General features: G+C 41.9%; 12 protein-coding genes and 1 pseudogene. 3 read left to right on the top strand and 10 right to left on the bottom strand.

From position 1 onward, the window contains the following. Positions 1–15: 15 nt before the first annotated feature. Positions 16–2,883: an exo-beta-1,4-galactosidase gene (locus BVU_RS00930; protein ID WP_011964659.1), complete on the bottom strand. Its 2,868-nt coding sequence runs from the start codon at positions 2,881–2,883 to the stop codon at positions 16–18. A 211-nt stretch (positions 2,884–3,094) separates the two neighbouring features. Between BVU_RS00930 and BVU_RS00925 the strand changes: the two genes are divergently transcribed. Next, on the top strand, positions 3,095–5,449 hold the full coding sequence (locus BVU_RS00925; RefSeq protein ID WP_011964658.1) for a family 43 glycosylhydrolase: 2,355 nt from the start codon (positions 3,095–3,097) through the stop codon (positions 5,447–5,449). Further along, positions 5,428–7,542: a beta-galactosidase gene (locus tag BVU_RS00920; protein WP_041174386.1), complete on the top strand. Its 2,115-nt coding sequence runs from the start codon at positions 5,428–5,430 to the stop codon at positions 7,540–7,542. Before BVU_RS00925 ends, BVU_RS00920 begins: the two co-directional genes overlap by 22 nt. Positions 7,543–7,660: 118 nt before the next feature. On the opposite strand, the gene BVU_RS00915 is transcribed toward BVU_RS00920, so the two are convergent. From BVU_RS00915 to BVU_RS00880, 8 genes and pseudogenes are all read right to left on the bottom strand, one after another. Beyond that, on the bottom strand, positions 7,661–8,791 hold the full coding sequence (locus BVU_RS00915) for a glycoside hydrolase family 88/105 protein (protein WP_011964656.1): 1,131 nt from the start codon (positions 8,789–8,791) through the stop codon (positions 7,661–7,663). Between the two features lie 143 nt (positions 8,792–8,934). Next, the gene (locus BVU_RS00910) at positions 8,935–12,222 is read right to left on the bottom strand and encodes a glycosyl hydrolase (protein WP_005843665.1); all 3,288 of its coding nucleotides are present in this window, start codon (positions 12,220–12,222) and stop codon (positions 8,935–8,937) included. 113 nt (positions 12,223–12,335) lie between these two features. After that, on the bottom strand, positions 12,336–14,189 hold the full coding sequence (locus BVU_RS00905) for a silent information regulator protein Sir2 (protein ID WP_049764062.1): 1,854 nt from the start codon (positions 14,187–14,189) through the stop codon (positions 12,336–12,338). A 15-nt stretch (positions 14,190–14,204) separates the two neighbouring features. Further along, complete coding sequence (locus tag BVU_RS00900; protein ID WP_005841402.1) at positions 14,205–15,488, bottom strand: alpha/beta hydrolase family protein; 1,284 nt, start codon at positions 15,486–15,488, stop codon at positions 14,205–14,207. A 42-nt stretch (positions 15,489–15,530) separates the two neighbouring features. After that, complete coding sequence (locus BVU_RS00895; protein ID WP_005841404.1) at positions 15,531–17,312, bottom strand: alpha-L-rhamnosidase C-terminal domain-containing protein; 1,782 nt, start codon at positions 17,310–17,312, stop codon at positions 15,531–15,533. Between the two features lie 243 nt (positions 17,313–17,555). Then, positions 17,556–17,873, bottom strand: a complete 318-nt coding sequence (locus tag BVU_RS00890) for a hypothetical protein (protein ID WP_011964654.1) — start codon at positions 17,871–17,873, stop codon at positions 17,556–17,558. Positions 17,874–17,962: 89 nt separating this feature from the next. After that, complete coding sequence (locus BVU_RS00885) at positions 17,963–20,101, bottom strand: RagB/SusD family nutrient uptake outer membrane protein (protein ID WP_011964653.1); 2,139 nt, start codon at positions 20,099–20,101, stop codon at positions 17,963–17,965. Positions 20,102–20,132: 31 nt separating this feature from the next. Beyond that, positions 20,133–21,707 (bottom strand): annotated as a pseudogene (locus BVU_RS00880) (SusC/RagA family TonB-linked outer membrane protein); the annotation flags it as partial. A 96-nt stretch (positions 21,708–21,803) separates the two neighbouring features. Here BVU_RS00880 and BVU_RS00875 point away from each other — a divergent pair. Then, on the top strand, positions 21,804–22,709 hold the full coding sequence (locus tag BVU_RS00875; protein ID WP_016270147.1) for an IS982 family transposase: 906 nt from the start codon (positions 21,804–21,806) through the stop codon (positions 22,707–22,709). A gap of 18 nt (positions 22,710–22,727) precedes the next feature. Here the strand turns inward: BVU_RS00875 and BVU_RS00870 are convergent, their stop codons facing one another. Beyond that, a complete protein-coding gene (locus BVU_RS00870; protein ID WP_011964651.1) occupies positions 22,728–24,323 on the bottom strand; it encodes a SusC/RagA family TonB-linked outer membrane protein in 1,596 nt (531 codons plus the stop codon). Positions 24,324–24,466: the final 143 nt, after the last annotated feature.

Genomic DNA, 24,466 nt, shown 5'->3' with positions numbered 1-24,466 from the left:
TGATATAGATTGTTATTAATTGATTTTCGGTTTTAGTTCATCCGGAGAGTCATTGGTATAAGATTTTATGTCACCGGCTGTTTTTGTGAACAACTCACTGATTTGTTGAGGCGTTACAGTAAATTGCGGACGGAACTGGTCCGAATTCATATAATCCAAAATGGCTTTATGCATCTGACGAGCTACAATGCGTTTCTCTGGCTGGGAGGTAATGTCCATGCTTGTCATGAGCACTTTCCCATTTAATACATTGGCTTCGAATAACATACCTATCTTGCGGCTTATAAACCAAGTGTCGATACTTTGAACCGTAGGTTGGAAAGCGGGTGGAAAGTGGGTGAATTGCATCACTTGAGTACGATTCAGCAGTTCCCACCATTGCAAATTGCTGTGATATTCTGTCGGAAACTGACGGAATAACGGGTGTTTGGGGTTCACTAAGATACCTGTGGTATGAGGAGGACGCATTTTGAACCAGGAGGTGTTCCAGAATACAGGAGTGAATTGCTGAACCACTTCTTTACCATAACTCACTTTGCTTGCAGCTGTAATAAGCACATTTCCACCATGCTGAAGAATTTCCAGGGCTTTCGAATCCAAGGTGTCGGTAGTGTATACTTTTCCTTCGGCTATTGTCACTTGGGCGGGATAAACCCAGAAATTCCAGTCATTTACAGCTTCTGTTCCCGTAATGCGTATTTCCAGATTCAGCTTTTTAGCCTCTTGGATGTCAGTGAGCGGAAACTCAAGGCTACCCGTGCGATTTAAATTTCCGACAGGAATGTCTTGTGTTGCCAATGTGCCTTGCGCATATACTTTGCCATATTCGTCTTTTAACGTATATACAATTTCTGCTTGTTTTAATGCCTCGGCACCAAAATGAGCGACTTCAATATCCGCCTTTAAAATCTCCTTGTTATTATATACAAATTTATCTGTACGCATCAGTGGAACTGTAGGTGAGCAGAAACGTCTCCATTCTGCGGAGTTGATATATCCTTTTTCTTCAAAGAAAACATCGAGAACACCTACCAGTGCAGTTCCCTGACCCGAATAATCGTTCAGTGCCAATAATTGGAAACCGGCATAATCGGGCGTGCGGAGTGTCTTTTCTATTTCATATTTGTAACAAAGGGCTTGCAACTTTCCGCTGGCCATCATAAATAGATGGGCTTGGTCGCTCATGTGGTTGTCAGCCAGAATGTCTTTGAAAATCTCGAAGTTCTTGGCTTTATTGACGCCTGTATATTTACGTATTTCATTGAAATTGGGGAAAGCGCACCATTGACCTGTTTCATGGGATACGTAGGGCTGTCTCACGGTGTCAAGATGATTTTGGAAACGATAGTCGTCTTGAGTGGACGGTTGTTTCTTGGACCAGGTCAGGCCACGTGCCCCAGCCTTTACATGATATTGGTTGCGAGGTTGCCATTGCCATCCGTTGCCTACCGATGCTCCGGTATATACATGTCTGGGATCCTTCTTTTCCCAATATTCTACGAACTTGGTCACCCATTCTACCCAGCGTCCGCTAGGTTCGTTTCCGCATGCCAACATGCAATAAGAGGCATAGTTGCCATATTCTTTGGTTAATGCGATGGTTTCGTCCATCAGATATTTGTCAATAGGTTGTCCCAAACCTAATTTGGGACCATGATTGGGCCAGCTCGGACCTTCGGGTTGCAGATAGAATCCTACCCGGTCGGCAGCCATAAAAGCGGCTTCGGGAGGACAGAATGAATGGAAACGCATGTGATTCAGTCCATAACTGCGACAGATACGGAATACCCGTTCCCAACTTTCTACATCCATCGGAGCGTAACCGGTCAACGGGAAGTCACAGTTTTCAACTGTTCCGCGAAGCTGGGTTTTGCGCCCGTTTACATAAAACCATTTACCTTTGATTTCAAATCGGCGCATACCGAATTGTATTTCTTTTATCTCAGTTTTTTTCCCATTGGTGACTTCTGCTTTCAGTTTGTACAGGGCCGGATGAAATTCATCCCATAGCAGCATATCATTCCCCATAGGTAATACCATTTCTGTTTCCGTCACTCCTTTGTTAAGTTTGATTTCTTGTTGTATGGCGGGAACTATATGCTTTTTATCCGTATTGAAGCTCTCTGCTGATAATTTTACTTTTGCAGTGCCTGTACCTTTGATGACGACTTTGACACGTGCCAGTTTTTGTTCCGGTTCCGGATATATTTGAATATCATCGAAATATGTTTTCGGAGTCGTTTGCAGACAGATGCGTCCTACAATGCCGTTCCAGTTTCCTTGGGTCTGGTCGGTTATGCTGTGCGAATCCGGTCCGACATTGATTTCTTTGATACGATTATCCACCCGGATGGTGATAGTACATTTTCCGGGACGGACATAACGGGTTATATCATATTGATGGGGAACACAAAGACTATTCTGCATTCCTGTCTTTTGTCCGTTCACCCATACGGTTGTTTCTATATGGGGACGTTCCAGGAACAACAAAATACGTTCACCTTTCCAGTCGGCAGGTATATTCACCTCTTTCTGATACCAAGCAGCTCCTACATAATGTTTGTCGGGAGTCAGAAAGAATGGAAATTTAATATTACCTTCTTTACGGTATTTTTCCATGTATGGATTATAATAGTAGGAACTGTCATAGAGACTGCCTGTCCATTGGGTCTTTGCGGTAACCTCATCACCTTTCAGTTTCTCGGGCATGGAACCGGGCAGGTTGATGAAGTCATTCAAAGTGTGGCTGAACCATTTTTCCTTTTCTCCATTATCCTGACGGTCTATACTGAATGACCATTTCCCGGATAAGTCAATAATTTTTTGTGCGCTTAACGAGAAGCACATCCATACTAGGCAGATTGTCAATAACGTTTTTTTCATAGTATCTTTTTACTTTGAATTTGATGTTGCTAAATTAAGGTCTTTTCATCTGCATGTAAATAGAAAGAAGTACATATAGATGGAAATTCGTATAAAATAGGGGTAATGTGCGATATATTTGTACGATTTTACATGGATATGCCTTGTATGTGCAGAAAAAAGTCCAAATCTCTTTTTATCTTTGTATACTCACAATTAAATCATTGTATACATGAAAAAACGATTATTCAGTTTGTTCTGCTTGTTAGGAACGGTTGCCGGATTATTTGCCGGTGATACGGCTTATTTGTTCTCTTATTTCATTAATGACAGTCGGGACGGTCTTCATTTGGCTTATAGTTTGGATGGGCTGACATGGACTCCTCTGAATCATGGAAAATCTTTCTTGATACCCACGGTCGGGAAGGATCGTCTGATGCGTGACCCTAGTATTTGTCAGGCGCCGGACGGAACTTTTCACATGGTGTGGACTTCCAGTTGGACAGACCGGATTATAGGTTACGCCTCTTCTCCCGATTTAATCCATTGGAGTGAGCAGCGTTCTATTCCGGTAATGATGCATGAGCCTGCTGCACATAATTGCTGGGCACCTGAATTGTTTTATGATGAACCTTCGCAAACTTATTATATTTTTTGGGCAACGACCATTCCCGGACGTCATAAGGAAGTGCCGGTCATTGAGAGTGAGAAAGGGCTGAACCATCGTATTTACTATGTTACGACGAAGGATTTTAATACATTTTCTGAAACCAAACTGTTCTTTAATCCCGATTTCAGTGTGATTGATGCAGCTATTGTACGCGATCCGGTGATGAAAGACTTGATTATGGTGGTGAAGAATGAAAACTCGTTGCCGGCAGAGAAGAATTTGAGAATAACACGGACAACACGGATAGAGGATGGATTTCCTACTACCGTTTCTCCTTCCATTACAGGAAATTATTGGTGTGAGGGACCTGCGCCACTTTTTGTAGATGATGCTCTTTATGTCTATTTTGATAAATACCGTAATCATCAATATGGAGCTGTTTGCAGTCGTGATCATGGAAAGACATGGGAGGATGTGTCTGACCGTGTATCTTTTCCAAAAGGAACCCGTCACGGAACTGCTTTTACCGTAGAGAAGGCTGTACTTGATAAATTGCTTCGTATCCATCACTTCAATCCTCTTATTCCGGATAATATCGCTGATCCTTCTTTATCCAAATTTGGTGATACTTATTATCTTTATGGTACTACTGATATTGATAAAGGATTGTCACAAGCAGGGACTCCTGTGGTATGGAAATCTAAAGATTTTGTAAACTGGAGTTTTGATGGATCACATATTGTGGGATTCGATTGGCATAAAGGACATGAATATGTCAATGCCAAAGGAGAGAAAAAGACGGGATATTTTCGTTATTGGGCACCCGGCAGAGTAGTGGAGAAGAATGGTGAATATTATCTTTATACCACTTTTGTAAAACCGGATGAGAATGCACGTACCTATGTGCTGAAGTCCGACCGTCCCGAAGGTCCTTTCCTTTTTGCCGGACGTAATTCTATGTCTTCTCATTCTTTGGATGGGTTTGATCAATCTTGTATTGCTCCGGATATAGATGGGGAACCTTTTGTGGATGATGATGGAACTGCTTATTTATTCTGGCGCCGCCGGATGGCTGCCCGTATGACTGACGATTGGCAGCATTTAACCGGTGATACTGTTGTGATGAGTACGGCTCGTCAAGGGTATTCGGAAGGGCCGGTTATGTTTAAACGTAAAGGTATTTATTATTACATCTATACTTTGAGAGGGAATCAGAATTATGTAAATGCTTACATGATGAGCCGGCAGTCCCCTTTGTCGGGCTTTGAAAAGCCCGAAGGCAATGATATTTTTCTTTTTTCATCCATTGCTGATAATGTTTGGGGGCCGGGACATGGGAATGTATTTTATAATGAAGAAACAGACGATTATATTTTCGTATATCTGGAGTACGGTGACGGAGGAACTACCCGCCAAGTATATGCCAATCGGATGGAATTTAATGAGGATGGCACTATAAAGACACTTGTTCCTGATGAAAAGGGAGTTGGTTACTTGGCTGTCAGCCAGGAACAGCGCGAAAATAAGGCGCTGAAAGCTTCTTTCAGTGCATCCAGCATACGTTCTCCCCGTACTTCTAAGGTTGAAATAGAAACTCAGCCTAATTGTCCTTTGGCCGATAAAACTTCGCTTGTCAAGGTGGAACGCACACATATATATCATCCTGGAAATGCAGGCGACCGGTCTAATGGAACACGCTGGATGGCAGAAACAAATGATGATCATCCTTGGCTGATGGTGGATTTGGGTGAAGCCATGCAGGTAACGGAGTGTCAATTTGCCTTTGTACACCCTGCTGAAGGTCATGCCTGGCATCTCGAAAAATCCAATGATGGTACTAATTGGCAACCTTGTGCCGGAGTAAAAGAGGTGAAGGCATGTTCACCTCATGTGGTGACGGTGGGAGATAAAGTACGTTATTTGCGTTTGCACATAGATAAAGGTGCAGCCGGATTATGGGAATGGAAAATCTATTAAATTACTATTTTATCATGAAAAAACGATTTGTGACCGTTCTTTTGGCTTGTTCTTTGGCCGGAGGACTTTTTGCACAACAGCCTTGGTTTAAAGACAAGGATTTGACCTTGACCGGTGCTTATTATTATCCTGAGCATTGGGATGAGAGTCAATGGGAGAGAGATTTTAAACAGATGCACGATTTGGGTTTTGAATTCACCCATTTCGCGGAATTTGCTTGGGCGCAATTGGAACCGGAAGAGGGAAAATATGATTTTGCCTGGTTGGATAAAGCGGTGGCTTTGGCTGCCAAATATGATTTGAAAGTCATTATGTGTACTTCTACGGCAACTCCACCGGTATGGCTGAGCCGTAAATACCCTGAAATTTTGATTAAAAATGAAAATGGTACCGTGCTTGATCACGGAGCACGTCAACATGCTTCTTTTGCTTCTCCCGTTTATAGAGAACTGGCTTATAAAATGATAGAGAAGTTAGCTCAGCATTATGGAAATGATTCCAGAATAATCGGCTGGCAGCTCGATAATGAGCCGGCCGTACAATTTGATTATAATCCGAAAGCCGAACTGGCTTTCCGGGATTTTTTACGTGAAAAATATCATCATGACATTAAAGCATTGAATGATGCCTGGGGAACGGCTTTTTGGAGTGAGGTTTATTCTTCTTTTGATGAAATAACTCTTCCTAAAACTGCCCAGATGTTTATGAATCATCATCAGATTTTGGATTACCGCCGTTTTGCTGCCAGTCAGACAAACGACTTTTTGAATGAACAATGTTTGTTGATTAAAAAATATGCAAAGAACCAATGGGTGACTACTAACTATATTCCTAATTATGAGGAAGGACATATAGGTGGCAGCCCTACACTTGATTTTCAAAGTTATACTCGCTATATGGTGTATGGAGACAATGAAGGGATCGGCCGTCGCGGATATCGAGTGGGAAATCCGTTGCGTATTGCTTTTGCCAATGACTTTTTCAGACCCATACAAGGTACTTATGGAGTAATGGAACTTCAGCCAGGGCAGGTGAATTGGGGGAGTATCAATCCTCAACCGCTGCCTGGAGCTATCCGTTTATGGATGTGGAGCGTATTTGCCGGTGGAGGCGACTTTATCTGTACTTATCGTTATCGCCAGCCTCTGTATGGCACGGAACAATATCACTACGGCATTGTAGGTACAGACGGAACAACGGTAACTCCCGGTGGACGTGAATATGAGCAGTTCATGAAAGAAATCAGACAGCTGCGGGGACAGGTTGCAGCTCGTGAGGTGAAACCGGCCGATTATTTGGCGCGTCGTACTGCCATTCTTTTTAATCATGAAAATTCATGGAGCATTGAGCGCCAGAAGCAAAATCGTACATGGAATACATTAGGGCATATTGAGAAATATTATCGCACGTTGAAATCTTTTGGCGCGCCCGTAGATTTTATCAATGAAAGCAAGGAGTTCTCCTCTTATCCTGTGATCATAGCTCCGGCTTATCAATTGGCTGACAAGGCATTGGTAGACAGATGGACTGATTATGTAAAGAAGGGTGGTAATTTGGTCTTAACTTGCCGTACAGCCCAAAAAGACCGCCATGGACGTTTACCCGAAGCTCCTTTCGGTTCCATGATAAATGAACTGACCGGTAATGAAATGGAGTTTTATGATTTATTACTTCTTGAAGAACCGGGCAAATTACGGATGGATGGAAAAGAATATACGTGGAATACTTGGGGAGAGATATTGAAATCGGGTAAGGATTCACAAGTATGGGCTACTTATACACAGGAATTTTATGAAGGAAAACCGGCAGTCACTACTCGTAAGTTGGGAAAAGGTACTGTTACTTACGTGGGAGTGGATAGTACGGACGGATTATTGGAGAAAGATATTTTGAAGAAACTATATGCGCAATTGAATATTCCTGTGATGGATTTACCATACGGTGTTACTTTAGAGTACCGCAATGGTATGGGGATTGTACTGAATTATACAGATAAACCTTATAAGTTCGTACTTCCTTCGGGAGCCAAAGTGCTGATAGGAGAGCCGGTAATTCCTACAGCAGGAGTATTGGTATTTTCTATTACTGATTGAAAACGTATGATTGATAGAACAAAAAGGAGCGGCTTCACAGTCGCTCCTTTTTACTTAACCTAAATCTAACCTTTAAATCATAGTCTATGAAAAATCGATTCACTAACCAATCATATTATTAATTTAATTTGTAAACCTCACTTCCGGCGAGCAGGAAACACCCTACTCCAAAATCTTCAAAATCGGGTACTTTATCGTATGTGACAGGTTGACTGTCTTTCGGTTCTTTTCCGGTTCCTTGTACAAGTCCTAGGAAGCCGTTAGGGTGAACGGCATCCTTCACCATAGCATTCCATGCTTTCAACAAGACTGGCAGGTATTCTTTTCTGTCCAACAGTCCGTTACGTACCCCCCATGCCATGCCATATACAAATAAAGCGGTGCCACTGGTTTCTTTACCTCCGAAGTTTGATTCGTCATGCATACTTACATTCCAAAAACCATCAGTACGTTGGCAATTTTTGATAGCTTTACTCATGGTCAGGAAATCATTGATATAGTCGGCGCGATGTTTTTCATCAGTAGGAATTTCATTCAATACACGTACCAGTGCTGCATATACCCATCCATTACCACGACTCCAATAGCAATTCTTACCGTTAGGTTCTTTGTAAGGGGGATCAAAGTCTTGGTCTCTCCACCACAAACCTTCTTTTTGGTTGTACATGCCATTCTCACCATGTTTGTTACGGGTATATTCATACATATCCCACATTTTGTCGAAATATTTTTGTTCTCCGGTCAATTTTCCCAGTTTGGCAAATACAGGCATTCCCATTTGGATGGCGTCAATCCACCACCAATCATTTACTTGAGGAGTGTTGACCAGCATATCTATATTGGCTTTGACCTTACGGATTCTTTCCGGATCGGGACAAATGTTATATAAATCAATGTAAGTCTGGCTGGCACAGTAATCATCAGCATTGCGAGTGGTGGTACCGTTGCGGAATCCCCATTCGTGGTAATTTGACCAATCGACAGCGTATTTATAATAGTCATCGCGTGGATAGACGGAGTAAAGAGCCATTAATCCTTCATAATATACTCCGCGTGTCCAGATATTACTGGGACGGGTTACATTTTTTACAAAAGAAGGAGTACGATAATCGGCATACTTCTTCATGAAGTAATCATTGACTTTTGTAACAGTCTTCAACGTTTCTTTTTTGTCCGGCAAGTCTTGTGCTTTTACAACTCCAAAACCTAATGCAACAAAAAAGAATGATAGTATTAATTTTTTCTTCATCATGTTGTTTTAGTGTTTTAATGGTAGCGCAAAAATAGGATGGTCTGGGATTTCCTACAATGGAAATGTGTACATCTTCCTTGAATATTATGCATGTGTACGCATTTCGAGTGTATTTTTTATTTAACAGTGTTCTTATTGGGTTATTTGTCTTTATTTGCAGACCGTTCATAAATCTTTTCTCCTTCTTTTATCTCTAGTTCCAAACCTTTAAAATTAACATTGGCCACATTTGAGATGCTTAATCCTTTTTGAGCTTTGATATGGCAATTCTCAAAAAAGAATGTATCATTTCCGAATGGAGCCTCTTTAAAACCATACATGGTTCCTGCTGATTGTGCTTCTCCATTTATATTCTTGAAATGGATATTGCGCAAACAGGTCAGCGGATAATGTGCAGGTGAAAGCGGAGGAACCATACGCCATTCCATATTGATATCAAAGATACTGCGCGCTCCTTTGATGGTAATATCTTCAAAAGTGATATTTTCCACAGTTCCGCCGCGGCTGGGCTGACTTTTAAAACGTAAGGGGCTCCAGTTTTCGTTATCCATCAGGCAGGAACGTATGGTCACATTGCGTATGCCGCCTGATATTTCACTGCCCATAGCCACTCCACCATGACCGTATGCAAAATGACAGTTTTCTATCAGAATGTTTTCACTGGGACGTCCTACTCTGCGTCCGTCCTCGTCTCGTCCGGATTTGATGGAGATGCAATCATCATGTGCCTCAATGCGGGTGGAAGTAATCAGTATATCATTGGACGAATCAATATCTATGCCATCGGAACTGGGTATATATTCCAATGCACGGATATCGATTCCATCTATAGTGAAGCCGTTTGTGTAAAGTACATGAAGACACCATGAGGCCTGATTTATCATTTTTAAACCGGAAATCTTACCTCCCGGGCAATCTGTGAAACATAACAGTCTGGGACGTCCGGAGTTTCCGAATGGAATTTTTTTCCATTCTACTCCTTTACCATCGATAACTCCTTCACCATAAACTTTAACTCCGTCTGAATGGTCGAAATTCAAGAAAGCACATCGCCACCTTTTTTCTATACCTTCAAAACGGGTAGGGATGACAGGAAATTCATTGGGGTCGACAGTGCTGATTAGTTTGGCGTTTTTTTCTATACGTAAATCTACACCACGTGGGAAGAATAGAGCGCCGCTTAGATACTCCCCGGCAGGAATAACTATCGTTCCACCTCCATTGTGAACTGCTTCATTAATGATACGTTGTAAAGTGGCTGTCTCCGAATAGCCATTTCCTTTTACGCCATATTCTTTAATGTTATATTCTCTGTTATTTTTTCCGATAGATATGAGCTTGCTTTCCCATGCTTCCAGTTTAATGGTCAGACGGGTACGGTTATTGACAATTGTTGCATTTATCGGTTGGAGTGTGCCATCTGTCGCATTCCATTCTTTTGCGACTCCTACTTTATCAAAGTCTGCTGTAAATTCTGTAGCTTTATTCCCTTCATTGAATATGAAGTAGAGGTCGCCATCGGGCATTACTCTGCGCGTGTAGCGGATAGAATCATTGGCAGGTGAAATGATTTTCATTTCCGGTTCCGGAAGGGAAGAGCTTACACGTGCAGTCCATCTGGTGGATGGCTCAATCCTGCTATTGGTTAAATCTGATAGGGAACCGGGAGCAGTGAAACTTTTGTCAATGAAAGAAGCAGGCTTCCTTCCCCAAAACAGGACCTTTCCTCCACGTGAGGAAAATGTTTCTATCACTTTCCAGGCAGATGCGGAAATAACATCTGATGATGGGATAATCAATGTTTCATATCTTTGTCCGCTTTTATTTTCCAGATAGCCGGAACCTATGGTCAGTGCTTCCGTAAAAGCATCATCGTTTATGTAGTCAAAATCTCGTTGATGAGTTAACAGCTGTTGGGTAAGAGTGACGATATCCTTATAAACTTCATTGTTACCCAGCCACATAGCAGATGTGGGGTAATACATGGCAATTCGTGCTCCCGGCTTCCCCTGACTCATCAGGTAAGTGGTGCGATTCGTATATTCATTCAGGCCTTTCATACCGGGATCACTCATCCAATTGCGATGTTTGGACCCTGCCGGCCAGAACATGAATTCAAAGAAGTTAATCCCACGGGCAATCTGATGATCTACAACAAATTTGGCTTGGGGAATGGTAGGGGAGATGTGGTAAGCTGCAAAACTTTCGCTGAATGCTCTAGGTTTTCCATAAACATGAGCTACAGATGAGGCCAGTTTGGGGAAATCATTAAGGGTACCGGGCCATATTTGGTTCCAGATTGCATCTACTCCGGGTATTTGAACTTTACTTAAATTCCGGAAATAGTCTCCTTCAGCTTTAACACATGCGGGCATTTCATGTTCTTTGTTAAGATGGGTAATGTGGGCTACTCCATTAGCCGCACACCAATCGGCCTGTAATTTGAAAAAATGGGTGGCGAACAAGCTGGACCAGACATCCCAATAATCGGCTTTTACCCTTTGTTCCTGTATGGTGGGCGAAGTGGTAAAAAAGGAGGCCAGATAGGGAGTCGGATCATACCCTTTTGTATCTTTGAATGTTTGGACAATGGAAGGAGTCCAGGGTAAATGTGCATAATCGGGTTCGTCTCCCCGGAAACCAAGTACGGTGGTACCCAGCTCTTTACCAAGGTATTTTTTATACTGTTCATGTGTCCAATCAATGAATTGTTGTACGGCAACAGGATTCAGATAATCACACAGAGAATTAGTGGCATCTTTGCCGCCGTTGGGATTATTAACGGCTCGGGTTACGGCCGTCCGAAAGTCGCTTTTGACCAATAGGATCTTCCAGTCATCCAGTCCGGCGTTGAAACTTATTTCACCATTATTAATTGCTACAGTTCTGTTAGGAGCACCGGATGTACTGACGGCTACCGCACTGATGATTTCCGGTGCTATTTTATGGTTTGTCATTACTTCTCCCCGTTTTATCTGTATGGTATCACCTATCACAAGAGCTTGCATTCTCAAATCGGGACGTTCCTGTGAGAATTTTCCTCCTGCAAATCCGCTGGGATATTTTCCTTCATCAATAATCCAGACTTTCATGCCTCGCTTTTTGGCTTCAAGTACTCCGGTACGAATCGCTTTAAACCATTCTTCGGAAAGATATTTGAAAGGTAGTTTGTAACCTGCTTCAAATATTACGGCACGGAATCCTTTCTTTTTGATAGAATCCAAGTCATTGCAAATAGTCTTTTTATCCATTTTCCCTTCCCAACCCCATATTACGTGGTTGGCAAATTCCACAGGAGGTTCTGCAAATTGTTGTTCTAGACGGGAAAGGGGTGTTTCATGAATGCCTTGCCAGGATTTTATTTCATTTTCTGCGAGTATAAAGTTGAAATAAAAAAGGGAAGCAATGAGTAATAGTATCTTTTGCATGATGTTTATGATTAGGTTTGAGTCTTATATGCATAAGGGCGCATCAAAGCGCCCCTACAGCAAAAGGATATCCGTTACAGTTTTTAGAGGAATCCTTCATGCTAATCTTAATATTATTCTCCTAAATAATAGGAGGGAACAGGAGCTTGTGGATATCCCATGGAACGATGAGCTACATAACTTCTATATATTCCGTCTTGCATCAATGTGGTGCGACGGTCTTTTGCCGGAAGATTGGTTGTGTAGATACGTATTTCACCGGGCAATGCGGTGATTATTTCTTCACGCCAGTCTCCATATAAGTCTGCAATCATTAAGATATCACCTTCAATTCCTTGTGTCAGTGTTTCTCCTTTCCATTTTACAATACTTAGTGAACGACCGTTTGAAGAGGAACTTGCCCCCCATCGGTTATCGTCCCCTTTGAATGTTTCGCGCAATAAGTCACCGTCCCACCAAGCCCAATTACGGCAGGAGGGCACTTCCTCATTTTTACCTAAAGGTTTACCGTCAGCCGAAAGTAGATATTTGTCTGTGCTGCCTCCTTTACGGTCTTCGCTGGCAAAACATTCCAGACCTTTGTGGACCGGATCAAAATCAGCAACCATCCCATCGCCTACATGGAATGTCTTATGACCGATATTCCATACCGGTTGTCCTGTTCTGGCATCCACAACACAAACGCCACGTCCGTTCTCGTGCCAAGGTTCCAGACAAAGGAACACTTCCATACCCGGACGATCCGGGTCGATATCAGTCAGATAGATTTTATCAGGGTGTCCTAGTCCGGTAGACCATAGTAAAGTCCCGTTATCATCAAGCATGCATGAGCCTAACAGAATTTCATCTTTTCCATCTTCATCCACATCACCACATACCATATTATGGGAACCCATGCTTCTTACTACGGGATTTTCTTCATCGCCGTCCCATCGCCATGCACGTTCCAGTTTGTTATCTTTCAGCTGCCATGCATCTACAGTCATCAGTTTGTAAGTGCCACGACATGCCAATATATAAGGGGTCTTGCCGTCCAGATAGGCCATTCCTATTTGGTTACGGTTCTGCCGGACCAGATTTCCATACCTGTCATTCCGTTCAGGCCAGTCCACGCGGGCAATTTCTTTTCCGGTCATTCCATCCCATACACTTAGATACTCCTCACCGGAATCTACCCGTCCTTTTTCATTTCGTTGGGTTGTTTCCGAAGCTGTTTTTAAGGCAATTTCTGCTTTGCCATCTCCATTGAAGTCGTATGCGATGAAAGGGGAGTACCAAACACCGGGCTCGATACCTTGTCCTAAATCTTTAGACCATAAAAAAGTGCCGTCACTTAAATAAGCCTCAATTTGATAAGTTGAACCATCCAAAGTACCGGGCATTCCGGGATCCACATTTTTTTCCGGGGTGCGGATGATATAATCGTAAATGCCATCCCCGTTCAAATCAGCAACGGCTATTTTGCCTGCTTTTATATTACGGTTCAATTTAATGGACTGATAGTTTCTCAATAAAGAACAGTCCACATCCAATTTGGAAGATGTGTCAATTACTTTTTTCTTTTTATCTAATGCACAGATCCAATAGGTTGCTTTTCCAGAAACGGGAGTCTGGTCAACAAAGTCACAGGTGTTTTTAATTGGATTTTTTGATAAACGCTGTGTCTTGCCGTTTGCAGAACGGTAGAGGTGGAAGGAAGTGTCAGTTCCATCTTGTTCCAATAGTCTCCAACTGAGGTAGATACCTTTCCCGTTTGCAGATGGAGTGGCCGTTAATCCTCTGTCTAAGTTTTCTTTTATTCTTTCTGTTGCAAAACCTTTGATTTCCGGTTTGGGCTCATGGCGTGGTTCTAGTATTTCGTAATAATATGTACGTTCACGCAAGTCTTGGGCTGTCATGCTTGTTGATATGCTAAGCAATAGTGGTACTGAGCATAATCCTATAAGTAGGTTCTTGTTTTTCATCATTGATTTATATATTAATTATTTGTTTTTAAAATATTTGTCAGCAAAGCGAAGGAATTGTTCCCAATCGTATGGAAGAACAGCATGAGGTCCTTTGCGATTGTGGTATGCGATAGGGCCATTCATGTAGGGTGTATCTACGGGAGGCATTTCTTCACAACCTATTCCGCCCAAACCATAGAGGGCATATACAGGTTCAGCTCCTTTACCTCCTAGAAATTCACCTTTTTGGTCGGACCAGTTGTCTTCTTCTGCACTGGCTATATATATAGGTCTTGGAGCAATTAGGGCAACAAGTTCGTGCTGGTCGAAAGGTAAGTATTTTTCCCTGTCATTAAATTGTTTGTAATTACCACAGAACCAATGAGGAAAACGTACATTCATAGCTTCTACAGTCTCACCGAAACAACGACGTGAGATGGCAACTCCACAACATCCCGAATTCCCGGATATGACTAAAGCAAAACGCGGATCGGAGGCTCCGGCCCAGACAGCGGTTTTGCCAAGACGAGAATGACCTATCACGGCAACTTTTTTAGCATCCACTTTTTTGTCTGTTTCCAGATAATCCATGGCACGGCTCATGCCCCATGCCCAAGCTGCAATGGAACCCCATTGATCCGGATCTGGGAAATTCTGCCCTTTCTCGTAATAATAAGGATGCACACCATTTTGGAAGTCATCGTCAAAATCGGGATCCACATCATTATAACAGAAAGTGGCCAGACCATATCCGTGTTCCAAAATTTTATCAAGCTGCCAGGATTTGTCCATTGATCCCCTGAAAGATCTTTTCTTCATTTTTTCATCTGTTATTTCGGGGACAGATAAATCGGGATCATCATATATCGTGTAATTGGGCATGAAGCTGATGCCTAGAAAAACCGGAATTTTTCCTGATACATGATTAGGAAGATACAGTTGCAAGTCGATGTGGGGCCCCTGTGGATCGTCTGTTAATTGGATGGTTATTTCTTTCCGGGTGGCACGTCCGTTCAGAGCTTTTTCATTGATCCGACTGACTGTACAAGGCAGTTTGTGTTTTAATACAGGTGCTTTGCCAAACATATAAGTCGTGAACAGGTTTAAAATTTCGGGGCGGCGTTTTTGCTCCCATTGTTCCTTGGTCTGAACCATTTCTCCGTCGTGGCACATTAATACGGAAGGTAAGGTATATTGCGGAACCTTACTTTCATCATAATTAGCTAATTTGGCATAGTCTTTTCTAGGAGATTTTCCATTTTGGGCGTCAGTATAAGTTATACTCAAGAGGAGCATAATCCATATCATTATGTTTTTCATAAGATCCAGTTTTTATAGAAGTTTGATAACGATTTTTTATAATTAAATTTGTCTTACACCTTTCGGAAGTTTTACTTTGGTTGCGATTTTACCATCGGCTTTCTTCTCGTGGCTGACTTCTATCACGCCCCAAGGGGTGGGATAAGTACCTTTGGCCCATTCTAATTTACCCAAGTGTGGCTCAATACTGATCTGCTTGCGTTCCACGTCCACGATTTTTATACCTAATACATGATCTGACAGCCATGTGGTAGGTCCTGAAGACCACCCATGGCAAAGGCTGTGACGGAATCCGGGATAGCAATAGGCACCGAAATCGCCATGTATGTCTTTTTTCCCGGCTGGAACAGGTTCGTCTATAGGAGCGGCATTAGGAATCCAGTCCAGATTGAAATCTTCCCAAAACGTGGTTGCTCCCAAATCCAGCATGGCTCCCCAGAAAGTTTTAATGATATCTATTGCTTTCTCATACTCACCTGCTTTGGCTAATGCTTCCAGCATATAATACCCGTAAAAAGTGGAAAAACCTTTTCCACCGCCTACAGAGACAACTTCATCGCAAGCCTGTTGGGGATCCATCAATCCGGTGATGGCCATTAATGAAGCTGCCTGTTTCAGATTGTTGTGAGGTAATATCTTTTTTTTCATCCGGTTGATAATGTCCAGACATAATTGAGCATCAGAGGTGTTGCCAAGTTTTAAAGACAATTGATGCGCATCTTGCATGGCCCATACGATCAGTGCGCGATAGCCTGCCTCAACTCCGGCTTTATTTCCGCTGGATGGCCAGTCCAAAAAGCGGGCAGGTGCTAACGTTTCATTTCCCGCATCATCCACTTTTCCGTTTATCAGATGGATTAATCCGCTGATATAGTCGGAATGTTTCTTTAAAAAATCAATATCTCCGGTCTGGTGATACCATTCATATTGGTTGATCAGATACCATAGGCTGTATGCACTCATGCCATTCATCCAATCGGGTAAAGGAAATTGTTTGCAGGCCAGGTCCAGACTGTTGGGAATCACCTCATTGTATCCGAAAACACGGCTGATGGTCATTAATTCAGGATGCATATCGCCCAGCCAGACTACCCGGTCACGTTTGATGCCATCCCATAAAAACTCCTGCATGTTCAAGTGGACAGTATAGGCTCCGGTAATCCATATTTTGTTTAAACGTTGGTCGTTGCATTCAAAAGACCCCAGATAGGGAATATCACGGTAGCGCAGGATAGCTGAAATTTCTTTTAAAGAGATAGTAGCGTTGTTTTGCAGCAAGTCGAGACGGACAAAGCGGAAACCGGTATTGCCTATTTCAATCATGCCGTCACGGGGAATTTCCATGATGATATCACGTTTGGCATGATCGTCTGTTGAAAATCCCACTTTCCATTCGGTATTTGAAGTGGTACTGTTGGCTTCTCCAACAGATTCTCCGAAACGTATCCTTACCAAAGAAGGCTCCCTACGGCTGGAACTACCCATGACGAGCTTTAATCCTCCATGCAGTTCACTGCCGAAATCCAGTAATAAGGATGCCTTCTCTGTTTCAGTAGAGGTCATTATGCAACATTTTTTTCTGTTCATCTCCGATTGGCCGTTTCCACGCTCTAACAAATAGTGTTCGTCTTTTATTAGATTATTCTTACATCCTGCGTATTTGGTAACAATACGTTTGGGGGTGATGTAAGCACGGTTCATGATATCTTTGGTCATTCTTTGTGAGGCATCGCTTTGTAGGGTGGGAGGGATACCTGCATATAGAAGTGCGGGTAGCAGAACGAATGCAATTATGCTTTTTCTGATTGTTGGTAATAGTTCCATAGTATCTTTGATTTTTGATTTGTGCAAATATAGACGAAGAAGGTATCTTACCTATGGAATTTTATTCATTTACATGGAATATTGTTCATATTCTTTCTGTTCTTTTTCCATATACGGATAACAATCTTTATTCATCTTGTTGGATTTGTATTGGATTTTAGTTATTGTTTTTTTGGGGGGCTGACAGATAGATTCTTTATATGAAAAGAAATGAGTGAATGAACTGTACAGAACTTGTTGATATCACTTTTCTTTTATAATCCATATTCCTTCAAAAAAAGGAGCCTCACCTCGTAGCTTTCCTTCTTCTGTTTTATATAGTCGTGCGCTCACTATATCGTTGATTTGTATTATATAAATATCTCCTTCTTTTGTGTAGTGGCTTGTCAGAACCAATGGTCCTGGTGCGACAAATCGGCATAGCGTGTCGTTCAGGAAATCTATGTAATCTATTTGTGGATTGCCATCTACAAGTTCATAGCGTATAGTTTTTTGTTGTTTGCATCCCGCTATTAACAAGAATAGTGTAGTGAAGCATATAAACCGACCGATTTTTTTCATTATAAAATAAGTATTTATGGTGTGGAAAATAGGGGAGTACTGAATCCGGCACTCCCCTTATTAATTATTGACTGCAAAAATCTAGTCTGTTAATAGCCTGGATTCTGCATTGCGGCTTTTTCTTCATCACTTAAATTCGTACCGTCTTCATGTTGAAGTTGGTCTAAGAATGTTTGTGGAATAGGACGAAGCAAATGTTTGTCTGCTATATTGGCAGCTGCTTCCGGATTGAATAATTTAGCACGTTGAACCAAAGTCTTGGTACGGCTTAATTCTTCCCAGCGGTTCCATTCACCTAGGCATTCGCGGGTACGTTCGTTTAAAATGAAATTGATCAAACGGTCTTTGTCCCCATTTACGCCCATAGCTGATAGAATAGCTTCATCCTCGGCCGGTAATGATGAATAACTTGAAATTTGCAGACTGGAAGCATCTGTAGTGCGTTCTATACCAGTTGAAAGATAGTAAGTGTTCTTTTGAAGGAAAGAAGCCTTGAATGCCTCTGTGTTATTGATTTTGGTACCATTGGCATCTTTGCATTTACCTAAAGTGCTTAGTGCGGTTGAATTATCTTCGTCACCACCTGCGCTTTTCAAGAAAGCCATAGAACCATCGGTGTAGTATTCGCGATCTTCACCATTTTTCCATTCGGCACGTGCACGGAGCTGGTTGATGGTAGAGATAGCATCCTGGAAGTTACCGGAACGTACTTGAGCTTCCGCTTTTATCAGATAAGTTTCGCCTGTACGGGCCATAATGACATCACGATGTGCGTCCCCTTTTTCTGCTGTACGCGAGCCGTCATCAGTTTTATTGATACCACAGAAGACATTGGACTGTGCTGGATTTCCGCTAACACCATAGGTGTTCAATACATATTGACCACCGGCATATACAGGGAACACATTCGGCACCCATTTATTTGTTTCGGGGTTTACAAAGGAGTGGGCTATACCACCACGACCTACTGTTCCATAATCGGAGTTTGTGGCGTCTTTAAAACGGTTGTCACTTTTTTTATTAAGAATAAAGATGATGCCTTGGTCGCCTAGTGTTGGAACCTGATCGGCTGTAATACCGTTTGTAGCCACTACATCATCTGCTTTCGATGCAATATTATTCAATCCGTAGACAGTTTTGAATGTTTTCCACATACGTGAGTCATTCACATTGTCAAAGATAGCATAAGCGTATTCTGTAGGGCGGCAACGTTGGAAGTCCATACCACCAATATATTGGCCACGTTGTGTCCAACCACCGGAGAAGTTGGAGAATTGTGGGTTGAAGTAACTATAAGTACGGTTTCCGAAACGTCCGGTTGCCGAAGAAGTGTGTTGGCATGACATTAATATTTCATTAGACTCCTCGGCTTTGCAGTCTATACCGGTCCATTTGGCGTAAAGGTTATTATAATCACTTTCTAACGGACATTTTGAGATGACTTCATCGCATAACGTAATCGCTTTTTTCAAATCAGCATCAGCAGGATAACTTGAGTTCCAGTCGCTGCAACGTTCAGACTGACGGTACAGCAAAGCTTTTGCCAGGAAGTGTGCTGCTGTGTATTTAGTCCATGTACCTGTACCACGCCATCTGTCTGTAGGCAGTTTGTCGTAAGCGTTCTGCAAGTCATCAATCACTTGGTTTAATGTTTCTTCTGCAGAAGCGCGAGTAAAGGTTCTGACCACACCTTCAGTAACTTGGGTTTGCAGAACCACACCACCATATTGTGCGAAAAGACGATAGTAGTTATATCCACGTAGGAAATAAGCTTCACCCAAGCATTTTTCACGGACTTCCGCATCAGTAACATAGTCAGCTGATGCGATAACTTGATTGGCAGAAGCGATGCCGTAATACATCTGATCCCAAAGAGCTGATATACCCGGACAGTTATTGTTGGCCGCTCCGTTTGCTTTTGTACAGTCCAATGGGTTCAGACGGCTGTCATAAGTGTTCCATGGTTCTGCCGTCAGGTCAGAGCCGTTTGTGAATTCATCAGTGCCGTAAAGGGTAATACCATACGCCCATTCATAACCGAAATGCCAACGGATGTTACCGTACAGTGCGGTAGCCAGATCTTGAATGCCCTGTGACGTTTTGAAATAATCAGTGGTATAGGATGACTTGTTTTTTTCATCTAGGAAACTATCGCTACAAGAACTGAAACCGGCAGTCATTGCGACAGACAGGGCAGCTGTGAATAATGTATATTTTAAATTTTTCATTTTAAAAACAGTTTAATGTGTTATTATCAAATTAGAAACCAACTTGTAAACCGAAAGTAAAGCCTCTATTGTAATAAGTAGTGCCTAAGTCCAGATCCATAAAATCTACTGAAGAATAGAGGTTGCCTATATTCTTAGCTTGTGCATATAATTTAAGAGAACTGATTCCGATGTTCTTTAATGCTTTGGAATTGAAGTTATAACCTAAAGAAATGTTACGGATCTTGATGAATGAGGCATCTTTAAAGCCTAGCAGACTTGAATAAGCATCACCACCTGCTGTACTGTAAATCGGTTTTTGATAATCAGCACCAGTGTTGTCCGGAGTCCAATAGCTTATTTCACGTTGGTTGTACATACCGTATTGGCCTTCACCACCCGTATCAACCATATAACCAAATCGTCCGTTTAGCTCGATACCTAGTTCAAGACCTTTATAGTTGAATGTATTGCTCCATCCCAGTACCCATTTAGGATTTTTGTTGCCAAGAATAATACGGTCATTACTGTCTATAATATAGTTACCATCCTGATCAACTGGTTTAACCATACCTGCTTCAAATTTATGTCCGTTGGCATTGAATTTAGCCATTTCTGCCGCATCACTTTCCTGCCACAGACCATCGCTGGCAGTACCATAGAAAACATTGATTGACTCACCAATGAACCAGGCATTGGAAATGTCATCCTGCTTGCCGTTGGCAAGTTCTACGATTTCATCTTTTTGATAGGCTGCATTGATAGTGGAACTCCATTCAAAGTCTTTGGTTTGTATGGGAACCAAGTTCAGAGATAAGTCAACACCGAAGTTTTTTGTTTTACCTACATTGGCATAAGTAGAATTAAAGCCGGTTAAGGTTGGAATAGTCATGCTTAATAATAAGTCATTGGTGTTAGAGTGATAAATATCCATTGAACCGCTGATACGTCCATTCAAGAAACTGAAATCTACACCATAGTTATATTGTGTTGTCTTTTCCCAACCTAAATCTTTATTTGCCATTTTTACTTGAGAAGAAGTGTAATAAGGTTCATTTGTAGCATAAGCAGGTGTTAGAGTAGAGCCAAAAGGTACATAGAATGACTGGATATTACCTAATGTAGAATATGCACTTACAGCTGAGTTACCTGTTGTTCCCAAACCGAAACGAAGCTTTAACTGGTTTATCCAAGAAATATCTTTCATGAAGTCTTCTTGGTCAATGCGCCAGCCCAAGGCGGCAGAAGGGAAGAAACTCCATTTGTGTCCGTCTGCTAATACAGAAGAACCGTCATAACGTCCGGATACAGTCAATAAATAACGGTCGTTGTATGCGTAGTTTATACGTGCCATGTATGATGCCAGCTGATTTTCAGACATACCGGTACTCATACCAGCACCATAAGTTGCTGCATCTGTAATGTCTACACTGCCCATGTTGTACCATTCAAAATTCTCATTAGGAATGGCGTTAGCACTTTCGGAACCACTTTCTTTATTATATTTGGAAGCTGATTGCAATAAGGTTACGCCTAAGTTATGTTTGCCAAATGTCTTGTTATAGTTGATCTGATTATCCAGTGTCCATGACAAGTAACGATCTGTTGCATATTTAACGTGAGTTCGAAATAAGAATAAATATATTTCACTTATAATTAGAAACATAGCGATAAAAGTATTAAATTTATAGTGCTGAATTATAACATTTAAACGATTACCACTATGTTTCCAGAGTCTAAAGTTACAGAGATTTATTGTATGGCCGATGATTTTTGCAAGGAATTTACATTGCAACAGGAAAAATATATGATTAAGGATATGAAGACCATGCATCGTAACAAACCCAACCGTATGAGTGATGCAGAGATTATGGTTATTCTAATCCTGTTTCACTCCGGTGGTTTCCGTTGTTTCAAGCATTACTACAAGGAGTATGTCTGTAAACATCTGAAACACCTTTTTCCTCGTCAGGTTTCTTATAACCGTTTTGTGGAACTGGAGAAGGAAGTATTGCTTCCCATGACCATATTCATCAAAAGAGTACTGCTGGGAACTTGTACCGGCATCAGTTTCGTTGATTCCACTCCCTTATGTGTATGTCGTAACCAAAGAATCTTGATTCATAAGACATTTGAAGGGCTTGCCGAGCGTGGAAGATGTTCTATGGGATGGTTCTTCGGATTCAAGCTGCATCTGATAATCAATGACAAGGGTGAAATCCTCAATTTCATGTTCACGCCTGGAAACGTGGATGACCGGGAACCGTTGAAACAGGGTAGGTTTCTGGAAAACATCAAAGGAAAACTATGTGCAGACAAGGGATATATAGGTCAGGCTCTGTTTGAAAACCTTTTCCTTAATGGCATACAACTTGTTACTAAAGTTAAAAATAATATGAGGAACTCACTGATGAGTATTGCCGACAAGATTTTGCTAAGAAAAAGAGCCTTGATTGAAACGGTCAATGACGAACTGAAGAACATCGCACAGATTGAACACTCAAGACATCGTTCATTCAGTAACTTTATAGCCAACTCCTTGTCGGCTATCGCGGCATACTGCTTTTTTGAAAAGAAGCCCGCCATTGACGTAAAGTTTGTCAATGACGGACAACTTGCTATTTTTTGATTTTATTTCGAACTCACGTTATTTAGCATAGTTTTTTGAGCCCATTTTCACGGCAGAGTCTTTGCTGATAAAAATACCTTGACGATAGTGGCGGAAATCAGGACCGAAAGAGATTTTATAGCTTAGTCCCTCTAGTGGTGCCCATATTTTTCCAAAATCAAATTGTCCGTAAAAGCTGCCTAGTGCACGGAAAGTTTGGCGGTTATCGGTTGACTTATTCCATTCGTCAATCACAGTATAGACATTGGTGGTGGAGCCACAGGGGTTGGTAATGATATTGCCTTCTTCATCATAAGGAACACCAAAGCGTGGAATAGCTTTTGCCGCGCTATATATATCAACAGGGCCCGAGCCTGAAGATTGTCCGGTACGGGAATAACCATAGTCTTGAACCGCCCATGAACCGTTGATAGATCCGCCCATTTTAAACCAAGGTTTTACTTGTAAATCGACAGACATTGAGAAATTATAACGTTCATATTCCTGTCCTTTCTGAGTACCTTGATTATTTAGATAACCAATAGAGAAGAAAGCTTGTGCAGTTTCGTTACCGCCACTACCACTGATGGTATGTTCATGTGTGATACCTGTTTGGGTCACTATGTCTGCCCAGTCGGTATCTGTTACTCTACTTCCATCCCAAGTACCGTTATTCCAACCTTTATTTACATTAGCCAAAGCTGCGGGATCACCTGATGCTGCGAAATAAATTTGGTCTTTATCGTAGTTAGGTTGGTCACCGCGAGGATTGTTTACCGGATCTGAGTTATAATAAGCCCAACGGCGCCAGGTAATATAATCGCTTGCACTCATGGCAGGTGATTTGTCTTTTAGGGTTTCTAATGTGACAGAACCTGAGTAGTTTAAAGCGAGTCTACCTGCTTTACCGCGTTTGGTGGTTATCAATATGACACCATTGGCACCACGAGAACCGTAAATAGCTGTAGAAGAGGCATCCTTTAAGATATCAATGGATTCTATGTCACGCGGATTGATCGTTTCAATTCCTCCAGCACTCAAGGGCACTCCATCTACTACATACAGAGGGTCTGATGATGCGCTGATAGATCGGTTACCACGAATACGGATTGATCCTACAGTACCCGGACGTTCACTTGAGGTGATATCTACACCGGCAGCTTTGCCTTGTAAGGCTTCAAAAGCATTGTTCACAGGTCTTGTATTCAATTCTTCAGAACCCACACGTGCCATAGCACCAGTCACATCACTTTTTTTCTGAACACCATAACCAACCACTACCACTTCATCCAGTGTTTCGGTATCCTCCTCCAAGATTATTTTAACGGTAGATTGTCCTTTCACTTGGATATCTACGGTCTTGTACCCCACAAAACTTACTTGGATCGTTCCATTATCAGGAACATTCTGAAGTGTGAACTTACCATCAAAGTCGGTAATTGTACCATTGGTAGTACCTTTCACCACCACACTGGCACCGATTACAGACTCACCTGTTTTGTCAAGGACAGTACCCGAAACGGTTTTGCTCTGTGCAAAGGCCCCTACAGCCAATACGGATAACAAAGCAACGAAGAAAAGCCGCTGGAACTTCTCCAAACGACGTAACAGACTTGAATTCTTTCTGTCTTTCATACTTTAATTATTAAGTTAAACAAAAGTTAGTTTTCTATTCTCTCAGGAGAAATAGGTCTCCTACCTGTGAAAAAGTGTTGCAAATATATGCACGAATATTAAAAAAGCCAATGTAGGATTGTACAAAAGCATGGAATTTCCCG

It is taken from the genome of Phocaeicola vulgatus ATCC 8482 (genome assembly GCF_000012825.1).
GTDB classification, from domain to species: Bacteria; Bacteroidota; Bacteroidia; order Bacteroidales; family Bacteroidaceae; genus Phocaeicola; species Phocaeicola vulgatus.
This window is presented reverse-complemented; position numbering and strand designations above follow the sequence as displayed.

What these genes read in the sequence shown, in the direction of transcription:
- BVU_RS00930 (WP_011964659.1), bottom strand. Translation starts at nt 2,883, where the DNA reads ATGAAAAAAACGTTATTGACAATCTGCCTAGTATGGATGTGCTTCTCG.
- BVU_RS00925 (WP_011964658.1), top strand. Translation starts at nt 3,095, where the DNA reads ATGAAAAAACGATTATTCAGTTTGTTCTGCTTGTTAGGAACGGTTGCC.
- BVU_RS00920 (WP_041174386.1), top strand. Translation starts at nt 5,428, where the DNA reads ATGGGAATGGAAAATCTATTAAATTACTATTTTATCATGAAAAAACGA.
- BVU_RS00915 (WP_011964656.1), bottom strand. Translation starts at nt 8,791, where the DNA reads ATGAAGAAAAAATTAATACTATCATTCTTTTTTGTTGCATTAGGTTTT.
- BVU_RS00910 (WP_005843665.1), bottom strand. Translation starts at nt 12,222, where the DNA reads ATGCAAAAGATACTATTACTCATTGCTTCCCTTTTTTATTTCAACTTT.
- BVU_RS00905 (WP_049764062.1), bottom strand. Translation starts at nt 14,189, where the DNA reads ATGATGAAAAACAAGAACCTACTTATAGGATTATGCTCAGTACCACTA.
- BVU_RS00900 (WP_005841402.1), bottom strand. Translation starts at nt 15,488, where the DNA reads ATGAAAAACATAATGATATGGATTATGCTCCTCTTGAGTATAACTTAT.
- BVU_RS00895 (WP_005841404.1), bottom strand. Translation starts at nt 17,312, where the DNA reads ATGGAACTATTACCAACAATCAGAAAAAGCATAATTGCATTCGTTCTG.
- BVU_RS00890 (WP_011964654.1), bottom strand. Translation starts at nt 17,873, where the DNA reads ATGAAAAAAATCGGTCGGTTTATATGCTTCACTACACTATTCTTGTTA.
- BVU_RS00885 (WP_011964653.1), bottom strand. Translation starts at nt 20,101, where the DNA reads ATGAAAAATTTAAAATATACATTATTCACAGCTGCCCTGTCTGTCGCA.
- BVU_RS00875 (WP_016270147.1), top strand. Translation starts at nt 21,804, where the DNA reads ATGTTTCCAGAGTCTAAAGTTACAGAGATTTATTGTATGGCCGATGAT.
- BVU_RS00870 (WP_011964651.1), bottom strand. Translation starts at nt 24,323, where the DNA reads ATGAAAGACAGAAAGAATTCAAGTCTGTTACGTCGTTTGGAGAAGTTC.